At 73.0% G+C, this 23,050-nt stretch carries 21 protein-coding genes; 12 read left to right on the top strand and 9 right to left on the bottom strand.

The features are described 5' to 3' along the window. The first annotated feature begins 26 nt into the window (after positions 1-26). From whiA to secG, 6 genes are all read left to right on the top strand, one after another. Positions 27-992, top strand: a complete 966-nt coding sequence (gene whiA, locus OVA32_RS07510) for a DNA-binding protein WhiA (RefSeq protein WP_073116868.1) — start codon at positions 27-29, stop codon at positions 990-992. A gap of 149 nt (positions 993-1,141) precedes the next feature. After that, a complete protein-coding gene (locus OVA32_RS07505) occupies positions 1,142-1,768 on the top strand; it encodes a superoxide dismutase (RefSeq protein ID WP_036315296.1) in 627 nt (208 codons plus the stop codon). 185 nt (positions 1,769-1,953) lie between these two features. Further along, on the top strand, positions 1,954-2,964 hold the full coding sequence (gene gap / locus OVA32_RS07500) for a type I glyceraldehyde-3-phosphate dehydrogenase (RefSeq protein WP_036315293.1): 1,011 nt from the start codon (positions 1,954-1,956) through the stop codon (positions 2,962-2,964). Positions 2,965-3,071: 107 nt separating this feature from the next. Then, positions 3,072-4,319, top strand: a complete 1,248-nt coding sequence (locus OVA32_RS07495; protein ID WP_036315290.1) for a phosphoglycerate kinase — start codon at positions 3,072-3,074, stop codon at positions 4,317-4,319. A 2-nt stretch (positions 4,320-4,321) separates the two neighbouring features. Continuing rightward, on the top strand, positions 4,322-5,113 hold the full coding sequence (gene tpiA / locus OVA32_RS07490; RefSeq protein WP_010078716.1) for a triose-phosphate isomerase: 792 nt from the start codon (positions 4,322-4,324) through the stop codon (positions 5,111-5,113). 81 nt (positions 5,114-5,194) lie between these two features. Further along, positions 5,195-5,446, top strand: coding sequence for a preprotein translocase subunit SecG (gene secG, locus OVA32_RS07485; RefSeq protein ID WP_036315286.1), 252 nt, complete (start codon positions 5,195-5,197; stop codon positions 5,444-5,446). A gap of 93 nt (positions 5,447-5,539) precedes the next feature. Here secG and OVA32_RS07480 read toward each other — a convergent pair whose 3' ends face one another. Genes OVA32_RS07480 through OVA32_RS07460 form a run of 5 tightly spaced genes read right to left on the bottom strand, consistent with a single transcriptional unit; the run spans position 5,540 to position 12,950 of the window. Further along, positions 5,540-6,481 (bottom strand): glucose-6-phosphate dehydrogenase assembly protein OpcA, encoded by a 942-nt coding sequence (locus OVA32_RS07480; RefSeq protein WP_267713880.1) that lies wholly within the window; start codon positions 6,479-6,481, stop codon positions 5,540-5,542. Next, a complete protein-coding gene (gene zwf, locus OVA32_RS07475; protein WP_267713878.1) occupies positions 6,478-8,040 on the bottom strand; it encodes a glucose-6-phosphate dehydrogenase in 1,563 nt (520 codons plus the stop codon). Before zwf ends, OVA32_RS07480 begins: the two co-directional genes overlap by 4 nt. Next, a complete protein-coding gene (locus tag OVA32_RS07470) occupies positions 8,030-9,631 on the bottom strand; it encodes a glucose-6-phosphate isomerase (RefSeq protein ID WP_267713876.1) in 1,602 nt (533 codons plus the stop codon). Before OVA32_RS07470 ends, zwf begins: the two co-directional genes overlap by 11 nt. A 56-nt stretch (positions 9,632-9,687) precedes the next feature. Then, on the bottom strand, positions 9,688-10,806 hold the full coding sequence (gene tal, locus OVA32_RS07465) for a transaldolase (protein ID WP_036338557.1): 1,119 nt from the start codon (positions 10,804-10,806) through the stop codon (positions 9,688-9,690). A gap of 59 nt (positions 10,807-10,865) precedes the next feature. Next, the gene (locus OVA32_RS07460) at positions 10,866-12,950 is read right to left on the bottom strand and encodes a transketolase family protein (protein ID WP_267715846.1); all 2,085 of its coding nucleotides are present in this window, start codon (positions 12,948-12,950) and stop codon (positions 10,866-10,868) included. Positions 12,951-13,301: 351 nt separating this feature from the next. On the opposite strand from OVA32_RS07460, the gene OVA32_RS07455 reads away from it, so the two are divergent. Next, on the top strand, positions 13,302-14,285 hold the full coding sequence (locus OVA32_RS07455; protein ID WP_210079361.1) for a heme o synthase: 984 nt from the start codon (positions 13,302-13,304) through the stop codon (positions 14,283-14,285). Between the two features lie 87 nt (positions 14,286-14,372). On the opposite strand, the gene OVA32_RS07450 is transcribed toward OVA32_RS07455, so the two are convergent. Genes OVA32_RS07450 through OVA32_RS07440 form a run of 3 tightly spaced genes read right to left on the bottom strand, consistent with a single transcriptional unit; the run spans position 14,373 to position 17,170 of the window. Then, positions 14,373-15,389 carry a COX15/CtaA family protein gene (locus tag OVA32_RS07450; RefSeq protein WP_210079362.1) on the bottom strand — a complete coding sequence of 339 codons (1,017 nt, stop codon included), beginning with the start codon at positions 15,387-15,389 and terminating at the stop codon, positions 14,373-14,375. A 42-nt stretch (positions 15,390-15,431) separates the two neighbouring features. Then, positions 15,432-16,208 carry an ABC transporter permease gene (locus OVA32_RS07445; protein ID WP_036315265.1) on the bottom strand — a complete coding sequence of 259 codons (777 nt, stop codon included), beginning with the start codon at positions 16,206-16,208 and terminating at the stop codon, positions 15,432-15,434. After that, positions 16,205-17,170 (bottom strand): ABC transporter ATP-binding protein, encoded by a 966-nt coding sequence (locus OVA32_RS07440; protein WP_230956199.1) that lies wholly within the window; start codon positions 17,168-17,170, stop codon positions 16,205-16,207. The genes OVA32_RS07445 and OVA32_RS07440 overlap by 4 nt, the downstream gene beginning before the upstream one ends. 50 nt (positions 17,171-17,220) lie before the next feature. On the opposite strand from OVA32_RS07440, the gene OVA32_RS07435 reads away from it, so the two are divergent. From OVA32_RS07435 to OVA32_RS07415, 5 genes are all read left to right on the top strand, one after another. Further along, positions 17,221-18,006, top strand: a complete 786-nt coding sequence (locus tag OVA32_RS07435) for a helix-turn-helix transcriptional regulator (protein WP_324287917.1) — start codon at positions 17,221-17,223, stop codon at positions 18,004-18,006. Positions 18,007-18,082: 76 nt separating this feature from the next. Beyond that, complete coding sequence (gene sufB, locus OVA32_RS07430; protein WP_098092835.1) at positions 18,083-19,555, top strand: Fe-S cluster assembly protein SufB; 1,473 nt, start codon at positions 18,083-18,085, stop codon at positions 19,553-19,555. 1 nt (position 19,556) lies between these two features. After that, on the top strand, positions 19,557-20,795 hold the full coding sequence (gene sufD, locus OVA32_RS07425) for a Fe-S cluster assembly protein SufD (RefSeq protein WP_210079364.1): 1,239 nt from the start codon (positions 19,557-19,559) through the stop codon (positions 20,793-20,795). A 46-nt stretch (positions 20,796-20,841) separates the two neighbouring features. Next, positions 20,842-21,606, top strand: coding sequence for a Fe-S cluster assembly ATPase SufC (gene sufC / locus OVA32_RS07420; RefSeq protein WP_115164960.1), 765 nt, complete (start codon positions 20,842-20,844; stop codon positions 21,604-21,606). A gap of 1 nt (position 21,607) precedes the next feature. Further along, positions 21,608-21,934 (top strand): metal-sulfur cluster assembly factor, encoded by a 327-nt coding sequence (locus OVA32_RS07415; protein WP_002855327.1) that lies wholly within the window; start codon positions 21,608-21,610, stop codon positions 21,932-21,934. A 108-nt stretch (positions 21,935-22,042) separates the two neighbouring features. Here OVA32_RS07415 and OVA32_RS07410 read toward each other — a convergent pair whose 3' ends face one another. Continuing rightward, positions 22,043-22,990 (bottom strand): neutral zinc metallopeptidase, encoded by a 948-nt coding sequence (locus OVA32_RS07410; protein ID WP_141842764.1) that lies wholly within the window; start codon positions 22,988-22,990, stop codon positions 22,043-22,045. Positions 22,991-23,050 lie beyond the last annotated feature (60 nt).

Here is a 23,050-nt window from a genome sequence, read left to right as displayed (position 1 = left end):
GCACCTCGCCGAGAAGGAGCACGAGCATGGCGCTGACCATGACCCTCAAGGAGGAGCTGGCCCGTGTGCCGGTCGCCGCGACCCCGGAGCGGCGGGCGGAGACCGCGGCGATGCTGCGGTTCGCCGGGGGGTTGCACCTCGTGGCCGGCCGCGTCGTCGTGGAGGCGGAGCTGGACCACGGCGCCAGTGCGCGCCGCCTGCGCGCCGCCATCACCGAGCTGTACGGCCTGGCCCCGGAGATCGTGGTGGTCTCCGGCGGCAACCTGCGCCGTGGTCAGCGGTACGTGCTCCGGGTCGTGCGCGGGGGAGAGGACCTCGCCCGGCAGACCGGGCTCATCGACCAGCGGGGACGGCCCGTGCGTGGCCTCGCGCCGGTCCTCGTCAGCGGGACGACGGCGGCCACCGCCGCCGTGTGGCGCGGGGCCCTGCTGGCCCACGGCTCCCTCACCGAGCCCGGCCGCTCGGCGGCCCTCGAGGTGACCACGCCGGGCCCGGAGGCCGCGCTCGCGCTGGTGGGGGCCGCGCGTCGGCTCCGCGTGGCGGCGAAGGCGCGCGAGGTGCGTCAGTCGGACCGCGTCGTGGTCCGCGACGGCGAGGCGATCGCCACGCTGCTCGCCGCCGTCGGCGCGGAGCAGACCGCGACCCTCTGGCGCGAGCGGCGCGAGCGCAAAGAGGTCCGGGCCACCGCCAACCGCCTGGCGAACTTCGACGACGCCAACCTGCGCCGTTCCGCCCAGGCCGCTGTCACGGCCGGGGCGAAGGTGGAGCGGGCCCTCGAGATCCTCGGGGACGAGGTGCCCGACCACCTTCGCTACGCGGGACGGCTGCGCCTCGAGCACAAGCAGGCCTCCCTCGACGAGCTCGGCCGCCTCGCGGACCCGCCGATGACCAAGGACGCCGTCGCCGGGCGCATCCGCCGGCTACTGGCCATGGCGGACAAGCGGGCCGCCGAGCGGGGCATCCCCGGGACGGACGCGGCCTCCGAAGGCTGAGCGCGGGATCACCGTCGACGGGATCTGGCCCCGGCGCTCCGCCCCCGATCACAATGGAGACGGACGGAATACGCCGCCGAGACGCGAGGTTGCCCGAGGTGGAGGCCGAGGGCGTCCTGCCCGCAGCCTCGCCTGACCAAGGAGGAAGCATGACCGAATACACCCTTCCGGAGCTGGACTACGACTACGCCGCGCTGGAGCCGCACATCTCGGCCCGCATCATGGAGCTGCACCACTCCAAGCACCACGCCACGTACGTCAAGGGCGCGAACACCGCCCTGGAGAAGCTGGCCGCCGCGCGTGAGGCCGGCGACTTCGGCTCCGTGAACCAGCTGTCGAAGGACCTCGCCTTCAACCTGGGCGGGCACACGAACCACTCGATCTTCTGGAAGAACCTCTCGCCGGAGGGCGGCGACAAGCCGACCGGCGAGCTGGCCGCCGCCATCGACGAGTACTTCGGCTCGTTCGACCAGTTCCAGGCCCACTTCACCGCCGCCGCCCTCGGCATCCAGGGCTCCGGCTGGGCCGTGCTGGCCTACGAGCCCATCGGCGGCAACCTGGTGATCGAGCAGTTCTACGACCAGCAGAACGGCGTGCCGGTCGCCACCATCCCGCTGTTCCAGCTGGACATGTGGGAGCACGCCTTCTACCTCGACTACCAGAACGTCAAGGCGGACTACGTCAAGGCGATCTGGAACATCGTGAACTGGGCCGACGTGCAGGCCCGCTTCGAGGCCGCCCGCGCCGGCGCCTCCGGCCTGATCCTCCCGGCCTGATCCACACCGCGCACCGGGGCGCTGACGTCGTGGCCCCACGACGTCAGCGCCCCGATGCGGGGAGGGGCTCGGCGCTCCGGCCCTGTCCCCACCGCGCGCCCGGACCGGGCGCGACCGCTCGACCGTACCGCCCCGGACCCACCGCCACGGGGACCACGCAACGCGAACTAACGAGAGAGACCACCATGACCAAGATCGCCATCAACGGCTACGGCCGCATCGGACGCAACATCGTGCGCGTGCTCAGGGACCGCGGCCACGAGAACCTCGAGCTGGTCGCGGTGAACGACCTCGCCGACCCCGAGGACCTGTTCTGGCTGACCCAGTACGACACCATCCTGGGCCGCTACCCGGGCGAGCTGGAGCGGACCGAGAAGGGGTTCCGCATCGACGGCCGCGACGTCGCGTTCTTCCAGGAGGCCGACCCGACGAAGCTGCCGTGGGGTGAGCTCGGCGTGGACCTGGTCATCGAGTGCACCGGCATCTTCACGACCGGCCCCAAGGCGCAGGCCCACCTCGACGCGGGGGCCAAGAAGGTCCTCATCTCGGCCCCCGCCAAGGAGGTCGACGGCACCTTCGTGATGGGCGTGAACGAGCACACCTACGACGCGGAGTCGATGCACATCGTCTCGAACGCCTCGTGCACCACGAACTGCCTGGCCCCGATGGCGAAGGTCCTCAACGACGAGTTCGGCATCGTGGACGGCATCATGACCACGATCCACGCGTACACCGGCGACCAGAACCTGCACGACAACGTGCACAAGAAGGATCGCCGTCGGGCGCGCGCCGCGGCCCAGAACATGGTGCCCACCTCCACGGGCGCGGCCAAGGCCATCGGCGAGGTCATCCCGGAGCTGAAGGGCAAGCTCGACGGCTTCGCCATGCGGGTGCCCACCATCACCGGCTCGGCCACCGACCTGACCGTGGAGCTGACGCGCCACGTGGAGGTCGAGGAGATCAACGCGGCGTTCAAGAAGGCCGCGGAGTCCGGTCCGCTGCAGGGCCGCCTGGTCTACTCGGAGGACCCGATCGTGTCCTCGGACATCATCACCTCCCCGGCGGCGTGCACCTTCGACGCCCCGCTGACCAAGTCCATCGGCCAGACCGTGAAGATCATCGGCTGGTACGACAACGAGTACGGCTACACCTCCCAGCTCATGGACTTCGCAGACCTCATCGGCTCGAAGCTCTGAGCCCGCACGGCGCCCGACGGCCCGGGCCGACGGTTCCTCCGTCGGCCCGGGCCGTCCGCCTAGACTGCACCGTGAACCGACCCCGCTCCGGCACCCCAGGAGGCATCATGCCCGCACCGACCCTCACCGATCTGCTCGAGGCCGGCGTCGCCGGCCGCACCGTGCTCATCCGGTCCGACCTGAACGTCCCGCTGGACGGGGACACCGTCACCGACGACGGCCGCATCCGTGCCTCGCTGCCCGCGATCCGGGACCTGGCCGAGGCCGGTGCGCGCGTGATCGTCATGGCCCACCTGGGCCGCCCCAAGGGTGAGCCGGACCCCGCGTACTCCCTCCGCCCCGTCGCCGCGCGCATGGCCGAGCTGCTGGGCACCGACGTCGCCCTCGCCGCGGACGTGACCGGGGACGACGCGCGCGCGAAGGCCGCCGCCCTGCAGGACGGCCAGGTGCTGCTGCTGGAGAACGTGCGCTTCGACGCCCGCGAGACCTCCAAGGACGATGCCGAGCGCGCCGCACTGGCCGGCGAGATGGCGGCGCTGGCCGGCGACGACGGCGCCTACGTGGGCGACGCCTTCGGCGCGGTCCACCGCAAGCACGCCTCCGTGTTCGACGTCGCGGCACAGCTGCCGGCCCACCAGGGCCCGCTGGTCGCCGCCGAGCTCGAGGTGCTCACCCGTCTGACCGAGTCCCCGGAGCGGCCTTACGTCGTCGTGCTGGGCGGGTCGAAGGTCTCGGACAAGCTGGCCGTGATCGACAACCTGCTGGACAAGGCCGACACGCTGCTGATCGGCGGCGGCATGCTCTTCACGTTCCTCAAGGCGCAGGGCCACGAGGTGGGCGCCTCCCTGCTCGAGGAGGACCAGCTCGACACCGTCCGCGAGTACCTGCGCCGCTCCGAGGCCGGGGCCGCCCGCATCGTGCTCCCCACGGACATCGTCATGGCCTCCGGCTTCGCGGCCGACGCCGAGCACGAGGTCCTGGCCGTGGACGCCCTCACCTCGGGCGCGCACGGCGCGTCCGCCATGGGCTTGGACATCGGCCCCGAGACGGCCCGGGCGTTCGCGGAGCAGATCCGCGGCGCCCAGACCGTGTTCTGGAACGGCCCCATGGGCGTGTTCGAGTTCCCGGCCTTCGCGGAGGGCACCCGGGCGGTGGCCCGGGCCCTCACCGAGGCCTCCGCGGCCGGCGGCCTGTCGGTGGTCGGCGGCGGCGACTCCGCGGCGGCCGTGCGCACGCTCGGCTTCGCCGACGACGCGTTCGGCCACATCTCCACCGGCGGCGGCGCCTCCCTCGAATACCTCGAGGGCAAGGAGCTGCCGGGCGTCACCGCCCTGGCCGGCGAGGGGCGGGCGTGAGCATGGCGGAGCAGACCACGCGCGTGCCGCTGATCGCGGGCAACTGGAAGATGAACCTGGACCACCTCGAGGCCGTCACCCTGGTGCAGCGCCTCACGTGGCTCCTCTCGGACGCGGACCATGACCAGGAGGCCGTGGAGGTCGCGGTGTTCCCGCCCTTCACGGGCCTGCGGTCCGTGCAGACGCTCGTCACCGGTGACCGCCTGGACCTCGTCTACGGCGCGCAGGACCTCTCGCCCGAGGACGCCGGCGCCTACACGGGCGACGTCTCCGGCGCGTTCCTGGCCGCGCTGGGGTGCCGTTACGCGATCGTGGGCCACTCCGAGCGCCGCACCCTCCACGGGGAGGACGACGCCCTCGTCGCGCGCAAGGCCGCCGCGGCCCTGCGCCACGGCCTCACCCCGGTGATCTGCGTGGGCGAGGGCCTGGAGGTGCGCCAGGCCGGCCGGCACGTCGAGCACACGCTCGCCCAGCTGGAGGGCTCCATCGCGGGCCTGTCGGCGCAGGACGTGGCCGGCGTCGTCGTCGCCTACGAGCCCGTGTGGGCGATCGGCACGGGCGAGGTCGCCGGCCCCGAGGACGCGCAGCAGATGTGCGCGGCCCTGCGCGCCCGCGTGGCCGCACTGCACGGCGACGACGTCGCCGCCGGACTGCGGATCCTCTACGGCGGCTCCGTGAAGTCCTCCAGCGCGCCGGCGCTGCTGGCGCAGCCAGACGTGGACGGCGCCCTCGTGGGCGGCGCCAGCCTCGACGCGGACGAGTTTGCTAAGATCGTCCGGTTCGACCAGGCCTGATCCGTCCGGCCCGACCGACCGCATTCTCCGTGACGGCCCCGGCGCGCGCCGGGGCCGCACCTCGACCCGAGGAGCCCTCCCGTGGACGTCCTGACCCTGGCCCTGCAGATCCTCGTGGTCGTGCTCAGCGTGGTCATCGTGCTGCTCATCCTGCTGCACAAGGGCCGCGGCGGCGGCGTCTCGGACATGTTCGGCGGCGGCGTGACCAGCTCGATGAGCTCCTCGGGCTCCGCCCAGCGTCTGCTCACCCGCCTGACCGTCGGCTCCGTGGTCGCCTGGGGTGTCGTGATCGCCCTGCTCGGCGTCCTGCCGCGTCTGACCATGGAGTCCTGAGGCCGCCCCGCCGGGCCCCGACGCGAACGCCCCGCACGGAAGATCCGTGCGGGGCGTTCGCGCGTCCCGGACCGGTGGGGCGCCGGGGGCCCCTCAGCGTTCGGAGGCCTGCACGGGGGAGAGGTCCGTGCGCGGCAGGCCCTGGTGGAGCACGGCGCCGAAGACCTCGTCCGGGTCCAGGCGGCGCAGCTCCTCGGCCAGGCAGTCCTGGATCGTCCGGCGTGGCAGGGAGATGCGCTGCACCGGCCGGCCCTGCTGATAGAGCCGGGCCACCTGCGACTGCGAGCGGGAGAGCACCACGTCCCCGTCCGTGCACCGCAGGCGCACCGCACGGATCCCGTGGCCGACCTTCGAGTGCGCGATCGTCACGGGCACCTTCAGGGTCAGGGTGAGCCACGCCGCGAGCAGCATGGTGCTGGGGGAGTCCGGCGCCCCGTCCACCGTCACCGAGCGCAGGGTGGCCACGTCGAGCGTGTCGAAGATCCCGGCCACCTGGATCCGCCACAGCGTCAGGCGCGTCCAGGCCAGGTCGGTGTCCCCCTCATGGTGGCCCGCGCGCAGAGCCCACAGGGCGGGCTCGGCCGCGGACGCCGAGGCCGTGTCCGTGATCCGGCGGTGGGCCAGGCGGCCGAGCGCCGTCGCCGAGGGGACCTCGGGCGGCACCCCGGGCCACCACGCGACGATGGGCGCATCGGGCAGGAGCAGCCCGGAGACGAGCGACTCGTCGGCGTGGGCGTTCTCCCCGGCGCACCACAGCACCACGACGTCGGAGGCGCCGGCGTCGCCGCCGACCCGGATCTCGGCGTCCAGGCGGGTGGGGGCCGCGGGGTCGCCCAGGGCCAGGACGATGATGCGGCACGGGTGCTCCAGGGAGGCCGCGTTGGCGGCCTGGACGGCGGACTCGATGCCGGCGTCGTCCGTGCTGATCACGAGGGTCAGGACGCGGCCGAGGGTCACGACCCCGCTCTTCTCGCGCAGCTGTGTGATGCGCTTGGCCACCTGGGAGGTGGTGGTGTCGTGCATGCGGATCTTCACGGGCGCCTCCAGCTTCGTCCGTCGCGGGCCATGAGGGCGTCGGCCGAGGGCGGTCCCCACGTGCCCGGGGCGTAGGGCTCGGGCTGGGTGCCCAGGCTCGCCCAGTGCTCCTCGAACGGGTCCACGATCCGCCAGGACAGCTCCACCTCGGCCTGGCGCGGGAACAGCGGCGGCTCCCCGAGGAGCACGTCGAGGATGAGACGTTCGTACGCCTCGGGGGAGTCCTCGGTGAAGGCGTGGCCGTAGCCGAAGTCCATCGTGACGTCGCGGATCTCGGTCTGCGTGCCGGGCACCTTGGATGCGAAGCGGATGGTGACGCCCTCGTCCGGCTGCACTCGGATGACGATGATGTTCTGTCCGAACTCGTCCCCGTCGTGGACGGGGAACAGCAGGTGCGGGGGCTTCTTGAAGACGACGGCGATCTCCGTCACCCGCCGGCCGAGGCGCTTGCCGGCCCGCAGGTAGAACGGGACGCCCTGCCAGCGGCGCGTGCGGATGCCCACCTTGAGCGCGGCGTACGTCTCGGTGACGGACGCCGGGTTGAAGCCCTCCTCGTCGAGGAAGCCCGTGACCCGCTCGCCGCCCTGCCAGCCGGAGGTGTACTGGCCGCGGGCGGAGGCCACCGCGAGTCCCTCGGGCGTGTCCGGGACGGTGACGGCCTCGAGGACCTTCTCCTTCTCCGCGCGCAGGTGGTCCGCGTCGAACGAGATCGGCTCCTCCATCGCGGTGAACGCGAGCAGCTGTAGGAGGTGGTTCTGGATGACGTCGCGGGCCGCGCCCACGCCGTCGTAGTAGCTCGCCCGTCCACCGATGCCGATGTCCTCGGCCATCGTGATCTGGACGTGGTCCACGTGCTCGGCGTTCCAGAGCGGCTCGAACATCCGGTTGGCGAACCGGAACGCGAGGATGTTCTGCACCGTCTCCTTGCCGAGGTAGTGGTCGATGCGGAACACCGCGTCCGAGGGGAAGACGCGCTCGATCACAGCGTTGAGCTCCTGCGCGCTGGCCAGGTCGTGGCCGAAGGGCTTCTCGATGACCACGCGGCGCCACGGGCCCTCGGCCGGCTGCGACCGGTCGGCCAGGCCCTGGTCGGCCAGGTGGCGGGAGACGGCCTCGAACCAGTCCGGCGGGATGGAGAGGTAGAACGCGGTGTTCCCCCGCGTGCCGCGTGAGGTCTCGAGCTCGGCGAGCACCTCGTCGAGACGGACGTAGGCCGCCTCGTCGTCGAACGCGCCGGAGACGAAGCGCAGGCCGCCCCGGAACTGGTCCCACACGGTCTCGTCGAACGTGGTCCGGGAGGAGGCCTCGACGGCGGCGCGCACGTAGTCGGCGAACTCCTCGTCGGACCAGTCGCGGCGGCCGAAGCCGACGAGGGAGAACGCAGGCGGCAGCAGGCCGCGCTGGGCCAGGTCGTACATGGCCGGCAGGAGCTTCTTCTTCGCCAGGTCGCCCGTCACGCCGAACAGCACGAGCGCCGACGGGCCCGCGATGCGGGTCAGGCGCCGGTCACGGGGGTCGCGCAGCGGGTTGCGGGGGGCGGTCCGGGACTCACCGGCCACGGACGGCGCTCCTCAGGGCCTCGATGCCCGCGTCGCGGCGGCGCAGGTGCAGGGTGACCACGGGGCGGCCGAGATCGCCGAGCACCCGGGCGTCGCCCGCGGCCTGCGCGGCGATGAGCCTGCCCAGGGAGAACGGGCGGCCGGGCACCTCGATATCCAGGCCGGCGTCGCCGGTGATCTGCAGGAACACGCCGACGGCCGGGCCGCCCTTGTGGAACTGCCCGGTGGAGTGCAGGAACCGCGGACCCCAGCCGAACGTGACCGGGCGACCGACCAGGTCCGCCAGGTCCGCACGCAGCTCCTCGAGCTCGGCGTCGTCGTGACGGGAGAGGTAGGCGTGGACCGCCAGGTAGCCGTCCTCGGGCACCAGCGCCGCCGTGGCGCGCAGCACGCCGGCCAGGTCCGGGGCAGAGGTCACGGACGCCGGGCCGGAGACCTCGACGCCCTCCACCTCGCCGTCGGCCGTCCGCTCGGCGGCGGGGCTGTCCAGCAGGGTGCGCGCGGCGGCCTTGGCGGCCTCCACGTCCGGCTGGTCGAAGGGGTTGATCCCGAGCAGGCGGCCGGCCACCGCGGTGGCCACCTCCCACAGCAGCAGCTGGGCGCCGAGCGAGCCGGCGACCTGCACGCCGTGGCCCGGGGCCGCGACGTCGTCCTCGCCGACGAGCTGCACCTGCAGCAGGTCGGGGGCGTCCCACGCGGTCTCGGGGTCGCCGGGGGCGACGACGACGGGCAGCAGCCCGGTGCCGTCCTTGCCCGTGGACTCGGCGATCAGCTGCTCGATCCAGGCCGGCAGTCCGGCGATGCCGGACCCGTGGTCGGCGAAGACGAGCTTGTCGCGCAGCGGGCGGGTGCCGCCCAGGGCCGCGCCGAGCTGCAGGCCCGGGTTGTCCTCGTCGTCGGCGATCAGCAGGTCGAGCACGGCCTCCGCGTCGTCCAGCAGGGCCGCGACGTCCACCCCGGCCAGGCCGGTGGGGACCAGGCCGAACGCGGTGAGAGCCGAGAAACGCCCGCCCACGGTCGGGTCCGCGGTGAAGACGGCGCGCCAGCCGGCGGACTCGCACGCGGCGTGCAGCGGCGAGCCCGCGTCCGTGACGGCGACCAGGCGGGTGCGGGGGTCGATCCCGGCGTCGCGGAACGCGGCCTCGACGACGCGGCGCTGCGAGTCGGTCTCCACGGTGGAGCCGGACTTGGAGGAGACCACCAGCACGGTCCGCTCGAGGTCGCGCTCGAGGGCACGGGAGACCTGCAGCGGGTCCGTGGAGTCCAGGACCTCGAGCTCGACGCCGGCCGTCGCCGCGATCACCTCGGGGGCCAGGGACGAACCGCCCATGCCCGCCAGGAGCACGCGGTCCACGCCCTCGGCGCGCAGCTCCCGGGTCAGCTGGGCGATGTGCGGGACGAGGGCGCGGGAGTCCTCGAACAGGTCGATCCAGCCGAGCCGCTTGGCGGCCTCGTCGCGGGCCGGCGCCCCCCACAGGTCGGCGTCCTGCGCCCCGAGGCGGGAGGCGACGCGGTCCTGGAGGAGGGCGGGCAGATGGCGGTCGATCGCCTCGAGGGCGGCTCCGGTGGCGGTGAGGCCGAGGGTGCTCATGGGGGGTCCTTCCGTGCGCGTGGCGAGCGGGCGGCGGGGTCGGGGGGCGGGTGCGGTCAGCGATGGGCGTCGAGCCCGGAGCGGACCGAGCCGAGCAGCTCGTCCCACGCGGCCTCGAACTTCTCCAGGCCCTCAGTCTCCAGCACGTCCACGACGTCCTGGTAGGACACGCCCGCCGCGCCGACCGCGTCGAGCAGGGCATCGGCCTCGGCGTAGGCGCCCGTGACGGTGTCCGCCGCGATCACCCCGTGGTCGGCGACCGCCTCGAGGGTCTTCTCCGGCAGGGTGGTCACGGTGTGCGGTGCCACGAGTTCGGTGACGTACAGCGTGTCCGGCAGGGCGGGGTCCTTGACGCCGGTGGAGGCCCACAGGGGCCGCTGCACGGGGGCGCCGGCCGCCTCGAGCAGGCGCCAGCGCTCCGAGTCCAGGGCCTGCTCGAAGGCTCGGTAGGCCAGGCGCGCGTTGGCGACGGCGGCCCGGCCGGTCAGCGCCTCGGCCTCGGGGGTGCCGATCGCGCGCAGCCGCGCGTCGACCTCCGTGTCCACACGGGAGACGAAGAAGGAGGCCACCGAGTGGAGGCGGCGGACGTCGTGCCCGTTCGCCCGGGCCTTCTCCAGGCCGGTGAGCCAGGCGTTGAGCACCCGGCGGTAGCGGGGCAGGGAGAAGATCAGGGTCACGTTCACGCTGATGCCCGCGCCGAGCACGTCCGCGATGGCGGACAGGCCCTCCACGGTCGCGGGGATCTTCACCATGAGGTTGGGACGGTCGACGGCCGCCGCCAGCTCGCGGGCCTGCGCCACGGTGCCGGCGGCGTCGCGGGCCAGGCGCGGATCGACCTCAAGGGAGACGAAGCCGTCCGCCCCGCCGGTGCGCTCGTGGACGGGCGCGAGCACGTCGGCGGCGCGGCGCACGTCCTCGGTCGTCAGGGCGACGACGGCCTCGTCCACCGAGGCGCCAGCCGCGGCGAGTTCGCGCAGCTGTCCCTGGTAGGCGCCCGCGTCCGCGAGGGCGACCGCGAAGATGGACGGGTTCGTGGTGACGCCGGTGACCGAGCGGGTGGCGATCAGCTCTTCGAGCGTGCCCTCGTCCAGCCGCGTGCGGGAGAGGTCGTCGAGCCAGATCGACACACCGGCCTGGGCCAGCGCGGCGGTGTTCGGGTTCTGCGGGGTGCTCATGGTCTGCGGGTGCCTTCCCTTCGGGGTGGACGTGCTCGGGGCGCCGTGGGCGCCGGGCCTCAGAGGAGGCCGCGGGTCACCTCGGCGACGTGCTCGCCAGTGAATCCGTACTTCTCCATCAGGCGGGCGCCGTCGGCCGACTCGCCGTAGTGCTCGAGGCTCACGCGGGCGCCCGGGGAGGAGGCCGTCACCGTGTGCTCGAACCACGGCATCGCGATGCCGGCCTCGACGGAGACGCGGACCGGGGCGTCGGGGCCGTCGGGCAGGACCTCGGCCCGGTAGGCCTCGTCCTGCTCGGCGAACCACTCGAGGCAGGGGGCGGAGACGACGCGGGTCGGGACGCCGTCGGCCTGCAGCAGCGCGCGGGCCCGCACGGCCACGGAGACCTCGGAGCCGGTCGCGATCAGCAGCGCGCGGGCCGGCGTCGGCGCGCCGTCGGCATCCGTGGCGTCGATGAGGACGTAGGCGCCGCGGGCCACGCCCGAGGCGGGGGCGAAGCCGTCCGTGTCCCGGGGGAGCACGGGCAGGCTCTGCCGGGACAGGACGAGCCCGGCCGGGCGGTCCCGGTGCTCGAGCACCGTCCGCCACGCCCACGCGGTCTCGTTGGCGTCGGCCGGGCGGACGACGTCGAGCCCGGGGATGGCCCGCAGGGCGGCCAGGTGCTCCACCGGCTGGTGCGTGGGGCCGTCCTCGCCGAGGCCGATGGAGTCGTGCGTCCACACGTACGTGCTCGGGGTGCCCATGAGGGCGGCCAGGCGGACGGCGGGGCGCATGTAGTCGGAGAACGTCAGGAACGTGCCCATGTACGCACGGGTCAGTCCGCCGATCGTGATGCCGTTGACGATCGCCCCGGCCGCGAACTCGCGGATGCCGAAGTGCAGGGTGCGGCCGTGCTCGTCGCCCCGCCAGGTGGCGGTGGAGCGGTGGGCCGGGATGAAGGAGGGCTCGCCCTTCATGGTCGTGTTGTTCGACCCGGCGAGGTCGGCCGAGCCGCCCCAGAGCTCGGGCATGACCGGCGCGAGGGCCGTGAGCACCTCACCGGAGGCCGCGCGCGTGGCCAGGCCCTTCTCGTCCGCGTCCCAGGACGGGAACGCGTCCGCGAAGCCGGCGGGCAGCTCTCGACCGGCCAGTCGGTCGTACAGCCGCGCGTTCTCCGGGTTCGCCTCGCGCCAGGCCTGGAACGCCGCCTCCCACCCGCGGCGGTACTCGGCCGAGCGCTCGGCGATGGACCGGGCACCGGCCAGGAGCTCGGGGTCGACGTCGAAGGTCGTGGCCGGGTCCAGCCCGAGGCCCTCCTTGAGGCCGGCGACCTCGTCCGTGCCGAGCTTGGAGCCGTGGATGCCGCCGGTGTTCTGCTTCGTGGGGGAGGGCCAGCCGATCACGGTGCGCAGCTTGATCAGCGAGGGCCGGCCGGTCTCGGCCTTGGCCGCCACGAGGGCGTCGTACAGGGCCTCCACGTCCTCCGTGTACTCGGTCACGGCGTGGCCCTGGGCGCCGTTGGTCCAGTCGACCTCCTGCACGTGCCAGCCGTAGGCCTCGTAGCGGCGCACCACGTCCTCGGTGAACGCGACGTCCGTGTCGTCCTCGATCGAGATGCGGTTCGCGTCGTAGACGACCACCAGGTTCCCGAGCTCCTGGTGCCCGGCCAGCGAGGAGGCCTCGGCGGCGACGCCCTCCTGGATGTCCCCGTCGGAGGCGAGCACGAACACGTGGTGGTCGAAGGGGGAGGTGCCGGGGGCGGCGTCGGGGTCCATCAGCCCGCGCACGCGACGCTGCTCGTACGCGAAGCCGACGCCCATCGCCAGGCCCTGACCCAGCGGACCCGTGGTCACCTCGACGCCGTGGGTGTGGCCGTACTCCGGGTGGCCCGGGGTCCTGGAGCCCTCGGTGCGCAACGCCTGGATGTCCTCGATCTCGAGCCCGGCGCCCGCGGCGAACAGCTGCAGGTACTGGATGAGCGACGCGTGGCCCGCGGAGAGGATGAAGCGGTCCCGCCCCTCCCAGCGGTCGTCCGTGGGGTCCAGGTGCATGACGTTCTGGTACAGCTGCCACGCCACGGGGGCCAGCGAGATCGCGGTGCCGGGGTGGCCGTGCCCGGCCTTCTCCACGGCGTCCGCCGAGAGCGCCTTGAGCGTGTCCACCATCCGGCGGTCCTGCTCCGAGTAGACGAACCCGCGGGCCGGGGCCACCCGGTCCAGGGTCGGGGGGTGGACGGCTGCGCGGCGTCGGTCACGGGTTCTCTCCTGGCGGATCGGGAGCGTCGGGGCGCGGCCCCGGCCGACGCCGGGGCGTCTCGGCGCGGGGCCGTCGTCCCAGCCTAGCCGCGCGACGGCGGGGCGGGCCCGACCGGGCGCCCCATGACATGGTTCGCCCCCGGGCGAACAGCCGTTGACACGAGTAGACTGCGTCAAGGCCTGCCCGCAGGCGGACCGCCCGAGTGGCCGATCCGAACCCCGGGACGGGCACGCCCACCGTCCCCTCACCGTGAGAAGCAGATGTCATCCTCCCTGGAGTCGCCGTCCGCCGCCCGCGTCGCCGCCGCCGAGCCCGGCGCCGTCGACCGGTCCCCGCTGCCCCTGCGCCGCAAGGTCCGGGCGTACGTCGAGCTGACGAAGCCCCGGGTGATCGAGCTGCTGCTGGTGACCACGCTGCCGACCATGATCTTCGCGCAGCGCGGCTTCCCGGACGTGCTCACCATGATCGCCACGCTCGTCGGCGGTGCGCTCGCCGCCGGCGCCTCCGGCACCTTCAACTGCTACATCGACCGGGACATCGACCGGGTCATGAAGCGCACCGAGAACCGGCCGCTCGTCACCGGCGAGGTCACCCCGCGCGGGGCCCTCGTGTTCGCGTGGGTGCAGACGGTCGTGTCCATCCTGATCCTCGGGCTCGGCGCCAACTGGCTGGCGGCGGGCCTGGGCGTGGCCGCCATCTTCTTCTACGTGGTCGTGTACTCGCTCGTGCTCAAGCGCCGCACGGAGCAGAACATCGTGTGGGGCGGCATCGCCGGCTGCTTCCCCGTGCTGATCGGCTGGGCGGCCGTGCGCGGGACCGTCGAGTGGCCGGCCATCGTGCTGTTCCTCGTGGTCTTCCTGTGGACGCCCCCGCACTACTGGCCGCTGTCCATGAAGTACAAGCGCGACTACCAGCAGGCCGACGTGCCGATGCTCGGCGCCATCGCCTCCGCGCGCCACGTCTCCAACCAGGTCGTGCTCTACGCGTGGGCCACCGTGGCGTGCTCCCTCCTGCTCGTGCCGATGGGCTGGGCCGGCATCGTCTACACCGCGGTCGCTTTCGTCGTCGGCGGCTGGTTCATCTGGGAGTCCCACGTGCTGCAGGTCCAGGCCCAGCGCGAGGACTTCGAGGACCGCAAGGCCATGAAGGTCTTCCACCTCTCCATCACCTACCTGACGCTGCTGTTCATCGCCCTGGCCGTGGACCCGTTCGTGGGCGCGCCGCTGATGCACTTCGGCGCCTGAGCGCTGGTCCGCCCCGGGCGCTCCCCGGGACGCAGACGACGACGGCCCCGCACCTGCCGGTGCGGGGCCGTTCGCGTGCGCGGGGCGTCAGCCCGCGGCGACGGTGCGCGTGGGGGCGACGGCCTCCACCGGGACACCCGGCCCGGCCGTGACGTAGCGGGCGACCTGGCGGTCCCAGGTCTCCGTCGCGGCGGCCACGAGCAGGGCAGAGCCCAGCATGTGCAGCAGGACCACGCCGATCGGCAGGCCCGTGAAGTGCTGGGTGTAGCCCACGACGGCCTGGAACACGAGGGCGAGCAGGAGCCGCAGCACGGCGGCGCGCTGCAGGCGGGAGGCACCGGCCGCGCGGCGCACCGTGAAGAACAGGACGAGGGCGGCCGCCAGGAGCAGGTACACCGGGACCACGTGGGCACGCGTGACCAGCAGCGGGTCGAACTCGTGGCGCGGCGAGCCGGGGTCGCCGGAGTGCGGGCCCGTGCCGGTCACCACGGTGCCCAGGTACACGGCGGCCCACGTCAGCGCGAACGCCGCCCAGGCGGCGGCACGGGACCGGCCGGTGGTGGCGCCGTCCACGAGGGGCACCCCCGCCCGGCCGGCACGGCGCTCGGCGGCGATGCGCACCACGAGCAGGGTCGCCACGGCCACCATGATCGAGGACACGATGAAGTGGCCGGCCACCCACCACGGGTTCAGATGCGTCAGGACCACGACGCCGCCCACGAGGGCCTGCGCGGGAATGCCGGCCAGCAGGCCCACGGAGAGCCAGAAGGGGCTCCGGTGGGTGCCGCGCAGGTTCCACAGGGACAGGAACATGGCGGCGGCGATGACCACCAGGACGAACGTCAGCGTCCGGTTGCCGAACTCGATGTAGCCGTGGATGCCCATCTCCGGGGTGTTGGTGAGGGACTCGGGTGAGCACTTGGGCCACGTGGGGCAGCCCAGGCCGGAGCCGGTGAGGCGCACGGCGCCGCCGGTGACGATGATGCCGATCTCGGACGCCAGGGACGCCACGGCGAGGGCCATGGTGGCCTTCGTGAGGCGCTGCGGCAGGCGGGCGGCGAGCCCGGCCGGGGCGGTCCCGGCCGCGGGGGTGGTGGTGGACACGGTGTCCTTCCGATCGTTCGATGCAGGGGGACGGGAGACGGCTCAGGGCCGCCAGCGGAACCAGCGGAGCGCGGCCGCGACGGCCACGGCGCCCCACAGGGTGAGCACGAGCAGGGGGACGGGCGACCAGGCCCCGTCCAGGAGGGCGGCCCGCAGGGCCGTGCCCAGCGCGCCGGAGGGGAGCAGGTCCACGCCGGGCACCCGCGCGGGGAACACCGTGCCGCCGACGGCGCCGAACAGCACCCACAGCAGGTTGGCGACGGCGAGGGTCGCCTCCGGCCGGGCCGTGCCGGCGAGCAGCAGCCCGAGGGCCGTGAAGGCGGCGGCCCCCAGCGCGAGGGCGACGAGGGCCGGCAGGATCCCCTCGGGGTCCGGACGCCAGCCGAGCGCCAGGCCGACGCCGCCGATCACGCTCACCTGCACCAGCAGGAGGGCCACCACCGCCAGGGCCTTGCCGGCGACGAGGCCGAGCGTGCCCAGCGGGGTGGTGGCCAGGGCGGCGAGCACGTCGTAGCGACGCTCGAAGCCCGTGGCGATCGCGGTGGCCGTGAACGCGGAGCTGATCACGGCCAGGGCGAGCACGCCGGGCACGGCCACGTCCAGGCCCGAGCGGCCGGGGGCGTCCAGCAGGCCGGTGACGTGCACGCCCACGAGCGCGAGCAGGGGCAGCACCACGGTGACGAGCAGCTGCTCGCCGTTGCGCAGCGCGGTGCCGGTCTCGTAGCCGGCCTGACGCAGGACGCGGGCGGCCAGCGGGGCGGCGCCGGCGTGGGCTCCGGTGCCGGCCGGGGCGCGGTGGTCGACGACGGGCGTGCTCATGCGGCGGTCTCCCGGAGGATCTGCTCGAGGCGCAGTCCAGCGCGCTCGAATCGGGTGGGCATCAGGGCGTGCTCCCGCCAGCTCGCGGCGAGGACGGCCAGGTCGTCCGGGCCGCGGACGCCGGCCACGCGCAGGCGGGCGGACTCGTCGAGGCCGGCCGCGCGCAGCGGCGCGGGCAGGGTGTCGGCCCAGGCACGGACGGCGTCGGGGGAGGCGTCGCCGAAGTCCACGTCGACGACGTCGCCCTCGGCCACGCGCGTGAGCTCGGCCAGCGAGCCGGAGCGCACCACGCGGCCGGCGCGCAGGATGGCAACGTCGTCCGCAAGCCGCTCGGCGTCGTCGAGCAGGTGCGTGGTCAGCAGCACGGCGGCGCCGCGGTCGGTCTGTTCACGCACGACGTCGTGCACGACGGGCCGGGTCTCCGGGTCGAGGCCCGCGGTGGGCTCGTCGAGGAACAGCATGTCCGGCCGGCCGACGAGGGCGGCCGCGAGCGCGACGCGCTGGCGCTGGCCGCCGGAGAGGCGGCGCAGGGGGCGGCCGGCGACGTCGGCGATCAGCAGGCGCTCCAGCAGCGGCTCGACGGGCAGCGGGTCGCGGTACAGGGACGCCACGTGGCCGACGAAGCGGCGGGCGGGGATCGCGGGCGGCAGGCCGCCCTCCTGCCACATCACGCCGATGCGGGCGCGCAGGTCGGCGGAGGCCCGCCACGGGTCTGCGCCGAAGACGCGCACGGTGCCGGCGTCGGGCCGGTCCATGCCGTGGCAGAGGCCGAGGGTGGTGGACTTGCCGGCCCCGTTGGGGCCGAGCAGCACCGTGACGGCGCCGGCACGGGCGGTGAGGTCGACGCCCCGCAGGACGGGGGTGCGGGACCGGCCGCGGCCGAGGCTCCGGTGGACGTCGCTCAGGCGCAGGACGGGCTCGTCGCGCGGCACGGGATCCGGGGTCAGGGGAGGTCGGGGCACTGTGCCAGTCTAGTCCTCGGGCCCTGCGACCCCGGCTCGTGGGGCCGGGGGTGCCCGGGCCTGCGGCGGGTTCCGCCGTGGGCGTCATCAAGCCAGGTGAGCCTCACTTGAACCGTTCCAGATCAATAGGTCATGATGGCGTGGTGTATTCGGATCAGTCTGCGTCGCCCCCCGCTCCGGCCCCGGCCGAGGGCACGCGCGAGCGTGTGCTGCAGCTGGTCCTGACGCGTGGACCCGTGAGCGCGGCCGAGATCGGCCGCGAGCTGGAGCTGACCGCGGCCGCCGTGCGCCGCCATCTGGACGCGCTCGAGGAGGACTCGCTCGTCGAGGTCAAGCGGGTCACCGCGGCCCGCGGCGCGGGACGGCCTTCCCGCCGCTACGTGGTCACCTCGCACGCGCAGGAGCACCTGCCCAAGGACCACCTCGCCGTCGCCCTGGACACCCTGGCCCGCCTCGAGGAGCTCGGCGGGGAGGAGGAGGTGCGCCGCACCGCGCGCCACGCCTTCCGGGAGATCGAGGAGCGCTTCACGGCCGCCGTCGGCGGCCGGGAGACCGCGCTGCAGGACCGCACCCGGATCCTCGCGCGGGTCCTCGACGAGGCCGGCTACGCCGGCACGCTGCGCCACTTCGGCGCGGGCCTGGCGCCCACCCTCCGCGCGGACCAGGTCTGCCAGGGGCACTGCCCGTTCCAGGGAATTCCCGCCCGCCATCCGGAGTTCTGTGAAGAGGAGACCGCGCTGTTCGCCCGCCTGCTCGAGGTGGACGTGCGCCGGCTCTCGACCCTCGCCGCCGGCGCCCACGTGTGCACCACACATGTGCCGCTGGGCCGCGACTGAGCCGCGCGGGCCTCGCCCCGGCTCCCGCCGACCACCCGACCGACCCCGACCGCAGTGACTAGTGAGAGAGGCTGAGATGACCGACCAGATCGTCCAGCGGGACTCCGCGGAGACCGCCCACCCCGGCGTGATCCAGGAGATCCTCGACAAGAACCCCGAGCTCAACGCCATCGGCGCCTACCAGTACGGCTGGGCCGACTCCGACGCGGCCGGCGAGAAGGCCGTCCGCGGTCTGAACGAGGACGTCGTGCGCGACATCTCCGGCAAGAAGGACGAGCCGGAGTGGATGCGCAACCTGCGCCTCAAGGCCCTCAAGTACTTCGAGCGCAAGCCGATGCCGGCGTGGGGCCCGGACCTGTCCGGCATCGACTTCGACAACATCAAGTACTTCGTGCGCTCCACCGAGGGCCAGGCCAAGACCTGGGAGGACCTGCCCGAGGACATCCGCAACACCTACGAGCGCCTGGGCATCCCCGAGGCCGAGCGCGAGCGTCTCGTGGCCGGCGTCGCCGCCCAGTACGAGTCCGAGGTCGTCTACCACCAGATCCGCGAGGACCTGGAGGAGCAGGGCGTCGTGTTCCTCGACACCGACACCGCGCTCAAGGAGCACCCGGAGATCTTCGAGGAGTACTTCGGCACCGTGATCCCGGTCGGCGACAACAAGTTCGCCTCCCTGAACACGGCCGTGTGGTCCGGCGGCTCCTTCGTGTACGTGCCCAAGGGCGTGCACGTGGAGATCCCGCTGCAGGCCTACTTCCGCATCAACACGGAGAACATGGGCCAGTTCGAGCGGACGCTGATCATCGCGGACGAGGACTCGTACGTGCACTACATCGAGGGCTGCACCGCCCCGATCTACCAGTCCGACTCGCTGCACTCGGCCGTCGTGGAGATCGTGGTGAAGAAGAACGCCCGCGTGCGCTACACCACCATCCAGAACTGGTCCACGAACGTGTACAACCTCGTGACCAAGCGCGCCGTGGTCGAGGCCGGCGGCACCATGGAGTGGATCGACGGCAACATCGGCTCCAAGGTGACCATGAAGTACCCGGCCGTGTACCTGACCGGCGAGCACGCCACCGGCGAGACCCTCTCCGTCGCGTTCGCGGGCAAGGACCAGCACCAGGACACCGGCTCCAAGATGGTGCACATGGCCCCGCACACGAACTCCTCGATCGTGTCCAAGTCCGTGGCCCGCAGCGGCGGCCGCGCCGCCTACCGCGGCCTGGTGCAGATCGCCGAGGGCGCGAACGGCTCCGCCAACTCGGTGGTGTGCGACGCCCTGCTCGTGGACACGGTCTCCCGCTCCGACACGTACCCGTACATCGACATCCGCGAGGACGACGTGACCCTCGGCCACGAGGCGACCGTCTCGAAGGTGTCCGAGGAGCAGCTCTTCTACCTCATGAGCCGCGGCATGTCCGAGGACGAGGCCATGGCCATGATCGTGCGCGGCTTCATCGAGCCGATCGCCCGCGAGCTGCCCATGGAGTACGCGCTCGAGCTCAACAAGCTGATCGAACTGCAGATGGAAGGATCGGTGGGCTGACATGACCGACACCGTGGAGAACACCCAGCGGACCATGATCCCGGGCATGGGCGAGGAGGGCGAGAAGCTCGCCGTCGCCCAGGCCCCGGCCGCCCGGACCGGCGGTCAGGAGCGCAACGCCGCGGGCTCGCGCGCCGACCGCCTCAGCTCCTTCGAGCTGTCCGACTTCCCCGTGCTCACAGGACGAGAGGAGGACTGGCGCTTCACCCCGCTCAAGCGCCTGGGCGGGCTGCACCTGCCCCAGGGCGACGACGCGCGCCTGACCGGCGCCGCACCCGCCGTGACCGTGGCCGAGCAGGCCGGCGTCACGGTGGAGACCGTGGCCCGCGACGACGCCCGCGTCGGCTCCGTCCTGACCCCGGACGACCGCGTGTCCGCCGCGGCCTGGAACTCGGTCTCCGAGGCCACCGTCGTCACGATCTCCGGCGAGGTCGCCGAGCCGGTGCGCATCGACGTCGTCGGCTCCTCCGCCGACCCGGCCGCGATGCACCTGACCGTGCTCGTGGAGGAGAACGCGCAGGCCGACGTGGTGATCGCCCACCGCGGCACCGCCGTGCTGGCCCAGAACGTCGAGTTCGACGTGCGCCGCGACGCCCGCCTGAACGTGGTCGCACTGCAGGCCTGGGAGGGCGATGCCGTGCACGTCTCGGCCCAGCAGGCCTCGGTCGCCACGAACGCGCACTTCAAGCACGTGGCCGTGTCCTACGGCGGCGGCGTGGTGCGGCTGACCCCGACCGCGCGGTTCGCCGCCGAGCGCGGTGAGGCCGAGATGTACGGCCTGTACTTCGCCGACGCCGGTCAGCACCTCGAGAACCGCCTGTTCGTGGACCACAACCAGCCGGACTGCGTCTCGAACGTGCTCTACAAGGGCGCCCTGCAGGGCACGGACGCGCGCACCGTGTGGGTGGGCGACGTGCTGATCCGCAAGGAGGCCGAGGGCACGGACACGTACGAGAAGAACCAGAACCTGCTGCTCTCCGACGGGGCGCGCGCGGACTCGGTGCCGAACCTGGAGATCGAGACCGGCGTGATCGAGGGGGCGGGCCACGCGTCCGCGACCGGCCGCTTCGACGAGACCCAGCTGTTCTACCTGATGGCCCGCGGCATCTCCGAGACCGAGGCCCGACGCCTGATCGTGCGCGGCTTCCTCAACGAGATCATCCAGAAGATCGGCATCGGCGACGTCGAGGACGAGCTGACCGCCGTCATGGAGGACGAGCTCCGCATCGCGCAGCTCTGACCGACGCCCCGCAGACCCCACCGCCTTCCACCCGAGGAGAACCACCATGGCAACCCTGCAGATCACCGACCTGCACGTGCAGATCGCGACCGAGAACGGCCCCAAGGAGATCCTGAAGGGCCTCTCCCTGACCATCGAGACGGGCGAGACCCACGCGATCATGGGCCCGAACGGCTCCGGCAAGTCCACCCTGGCCTCGACCATCGCCGGCCACCCGCGCTACGAGGTCACCTCCGGCTCCATCACCCTCGACGGCGAGGACGTGCTGGAGATGGGCGTCGACGAGCGCGCCCAGGCCGGCCTCTTCCTGGCCATGCAGTACCCCGTGGAGATCCCGGGCGTCACCATGACCAACTTCCTGCGCACCGCCAAGACCGCGCTTGACGGCGAGGCCCCCTCGCTGCGCACCTGGACCAAGGACGTCAAGGGCGCCTTCGAGGCCCTGCAGATCGACCCGGCGTTCATGAACCGCAACGTCAACGAGGGCTTCTCCGGCGGCGAGAAGAAGCGCGCCGAGATCCTCCAGCTCGAGCTGTTCAAGCCCACGTTCGCGATCCTCGACGAGACCGACTCCGGCCTCGACGTCGACGCGCTGCGCATCGTCTCCGAGGGCGTCAACCGCGCCCAGGCGAAGAACGAGATGGGCACCCTGCTGATCACCCACTACACGCGGATCCTCAACTACATCAAGCCGGACCACGTGCACGTGCTGGTGGACGGCCGCGTCGCCGAGTCCGGCGGCCCGGAGCTCGCCGAGCAGCTCGAGGCCGAGGGCTACGCCCGCTTCGAGAAGGCCGCGGCGGGGGCCTGAGATGACGGAGACCACGAACCAGGCGCCCACGGAGGACATCCGTGAGGCCCTCAAGGACGTGATCGACCCGGAGCTGGGCGTCAACGTCGTGGACCTGGGCCTGCTCTACGGGCTGCACTACGCCGACGACGGCGCGCTGCTCGTGGACATGACCCTGACCACCGCGGCCTGCCCGCTCACGGACGAGATCGAGGACCAGGTCTCCCGCGCGATCGGCACCATGGTGGACGAGTGGCGGCTGAACTGGGTCTGGATGCCCCCGTGGGGCCCCGAGCGGATCACCGAGGACGGGCGCGACCAGATGCGCGCCCTTGGCTTCAACATCTGATCCGGTCCGGACGACGACGGCGGCCCGTCACCTTCGCGCAGAAGGTGACGGGCCGCCGTCGTGGTGGGGGAGTGCGGACGGGCCGGCAGGCGCCCCGGCGCTCCCGGCTCAGATGTCCAGTGAGGAGGCCCGGAACGTGTCGCACTGGCGGATGTCGGGCTCCTGCTGGGAGCTCTGGTAGCCGCGCATGAACCAGGCCATGCGCTGCTCCGAGGTGCCGTGCGTGAACGCCTCGGGGTCCACCCGGCCGGTGTGGGTGGACTGGATGCGGTCATCGCCCACGGCGGAGGCCGCGTCGATGGCCTGGCGCAGCTGGCCCTGCGAGATCGGCTTCAGGAACGGCGCACCGGACTCGGGGTCCACGGTGGACGCGGCGTGCCCGGCCCACATGCCGGCGAAGCAGTCGGCCTGCAGCTCCGCGCGCACGGCGCCGGAGGTGGGGCCGGTGGTCCCGTCCTTCGAGTGCTGCAGGTAGCCGGTGACCTGCTGGACATGGTGGCCGTACTCGTGCGCCACAATGTACTCCTCCGCCAGCGGCCCGCCCTCGGCGCCGAAGTCGGTCTGCAGCGTCTCGAAGAACGCGGTGTCGAAGTACATGGACTCGTCCGCCGGGCAGTAGAACGGGCCCGTGGCCGAGGAGGCGCTGCCGCAACCGGTGCTCACGCCGCCCTGGAACAGGGTCAGCTGCGGCTGGCGCCACTGGATGTCCGAGAACTGCGCGAGGTACTCGCCCCAGAACTCGTCCGCGGCCTCGGTGGTCGCGACGACGCGGCAGTCCGTGTTCTGGTTGGCGTCCGCACCGCTGGCGCACTCCTCGTCCGAGAGGGGCTGGCTCTGGCCGCCCGAGCCCGTCTGCTGCTGGTACTGACTCTGGCCGACGGACCCGCCGCCCGTGTCGATCCCGAGCTGCTCGGCCAGCCCGGGGGCGAAGATCGCGAGCAGCAACGCGAGCAGGCCGCCGCCACCGCCGATGGCGATGCCCCGGCCCCCCAGCCCGCCGCCACCGCCCGATCGGGCCCGGCCGGCGTCGATCTGCACGTTCTCGTTGAAGCTCATGGGGCCAGAGTGTAGACGGACTAGACTGGCCCGGCACCGCGCTGGCCCCCGCCCGTCGAG

The organism is Micrococcus sp. SL257 (genome assembly GCF_026625585.1).
Taxonomy (GTDB): domain Bacteria; phylum Actinomycetota; class Actinomycetes; order Actinomycetales; family Micrococcaceae; genus Micrococcus; species Micrococcus luteus.
Note: the sequence above shows the minus strand (reverse complement) of the source record. Positions and strands in the feature narration are given on the sequence as shown.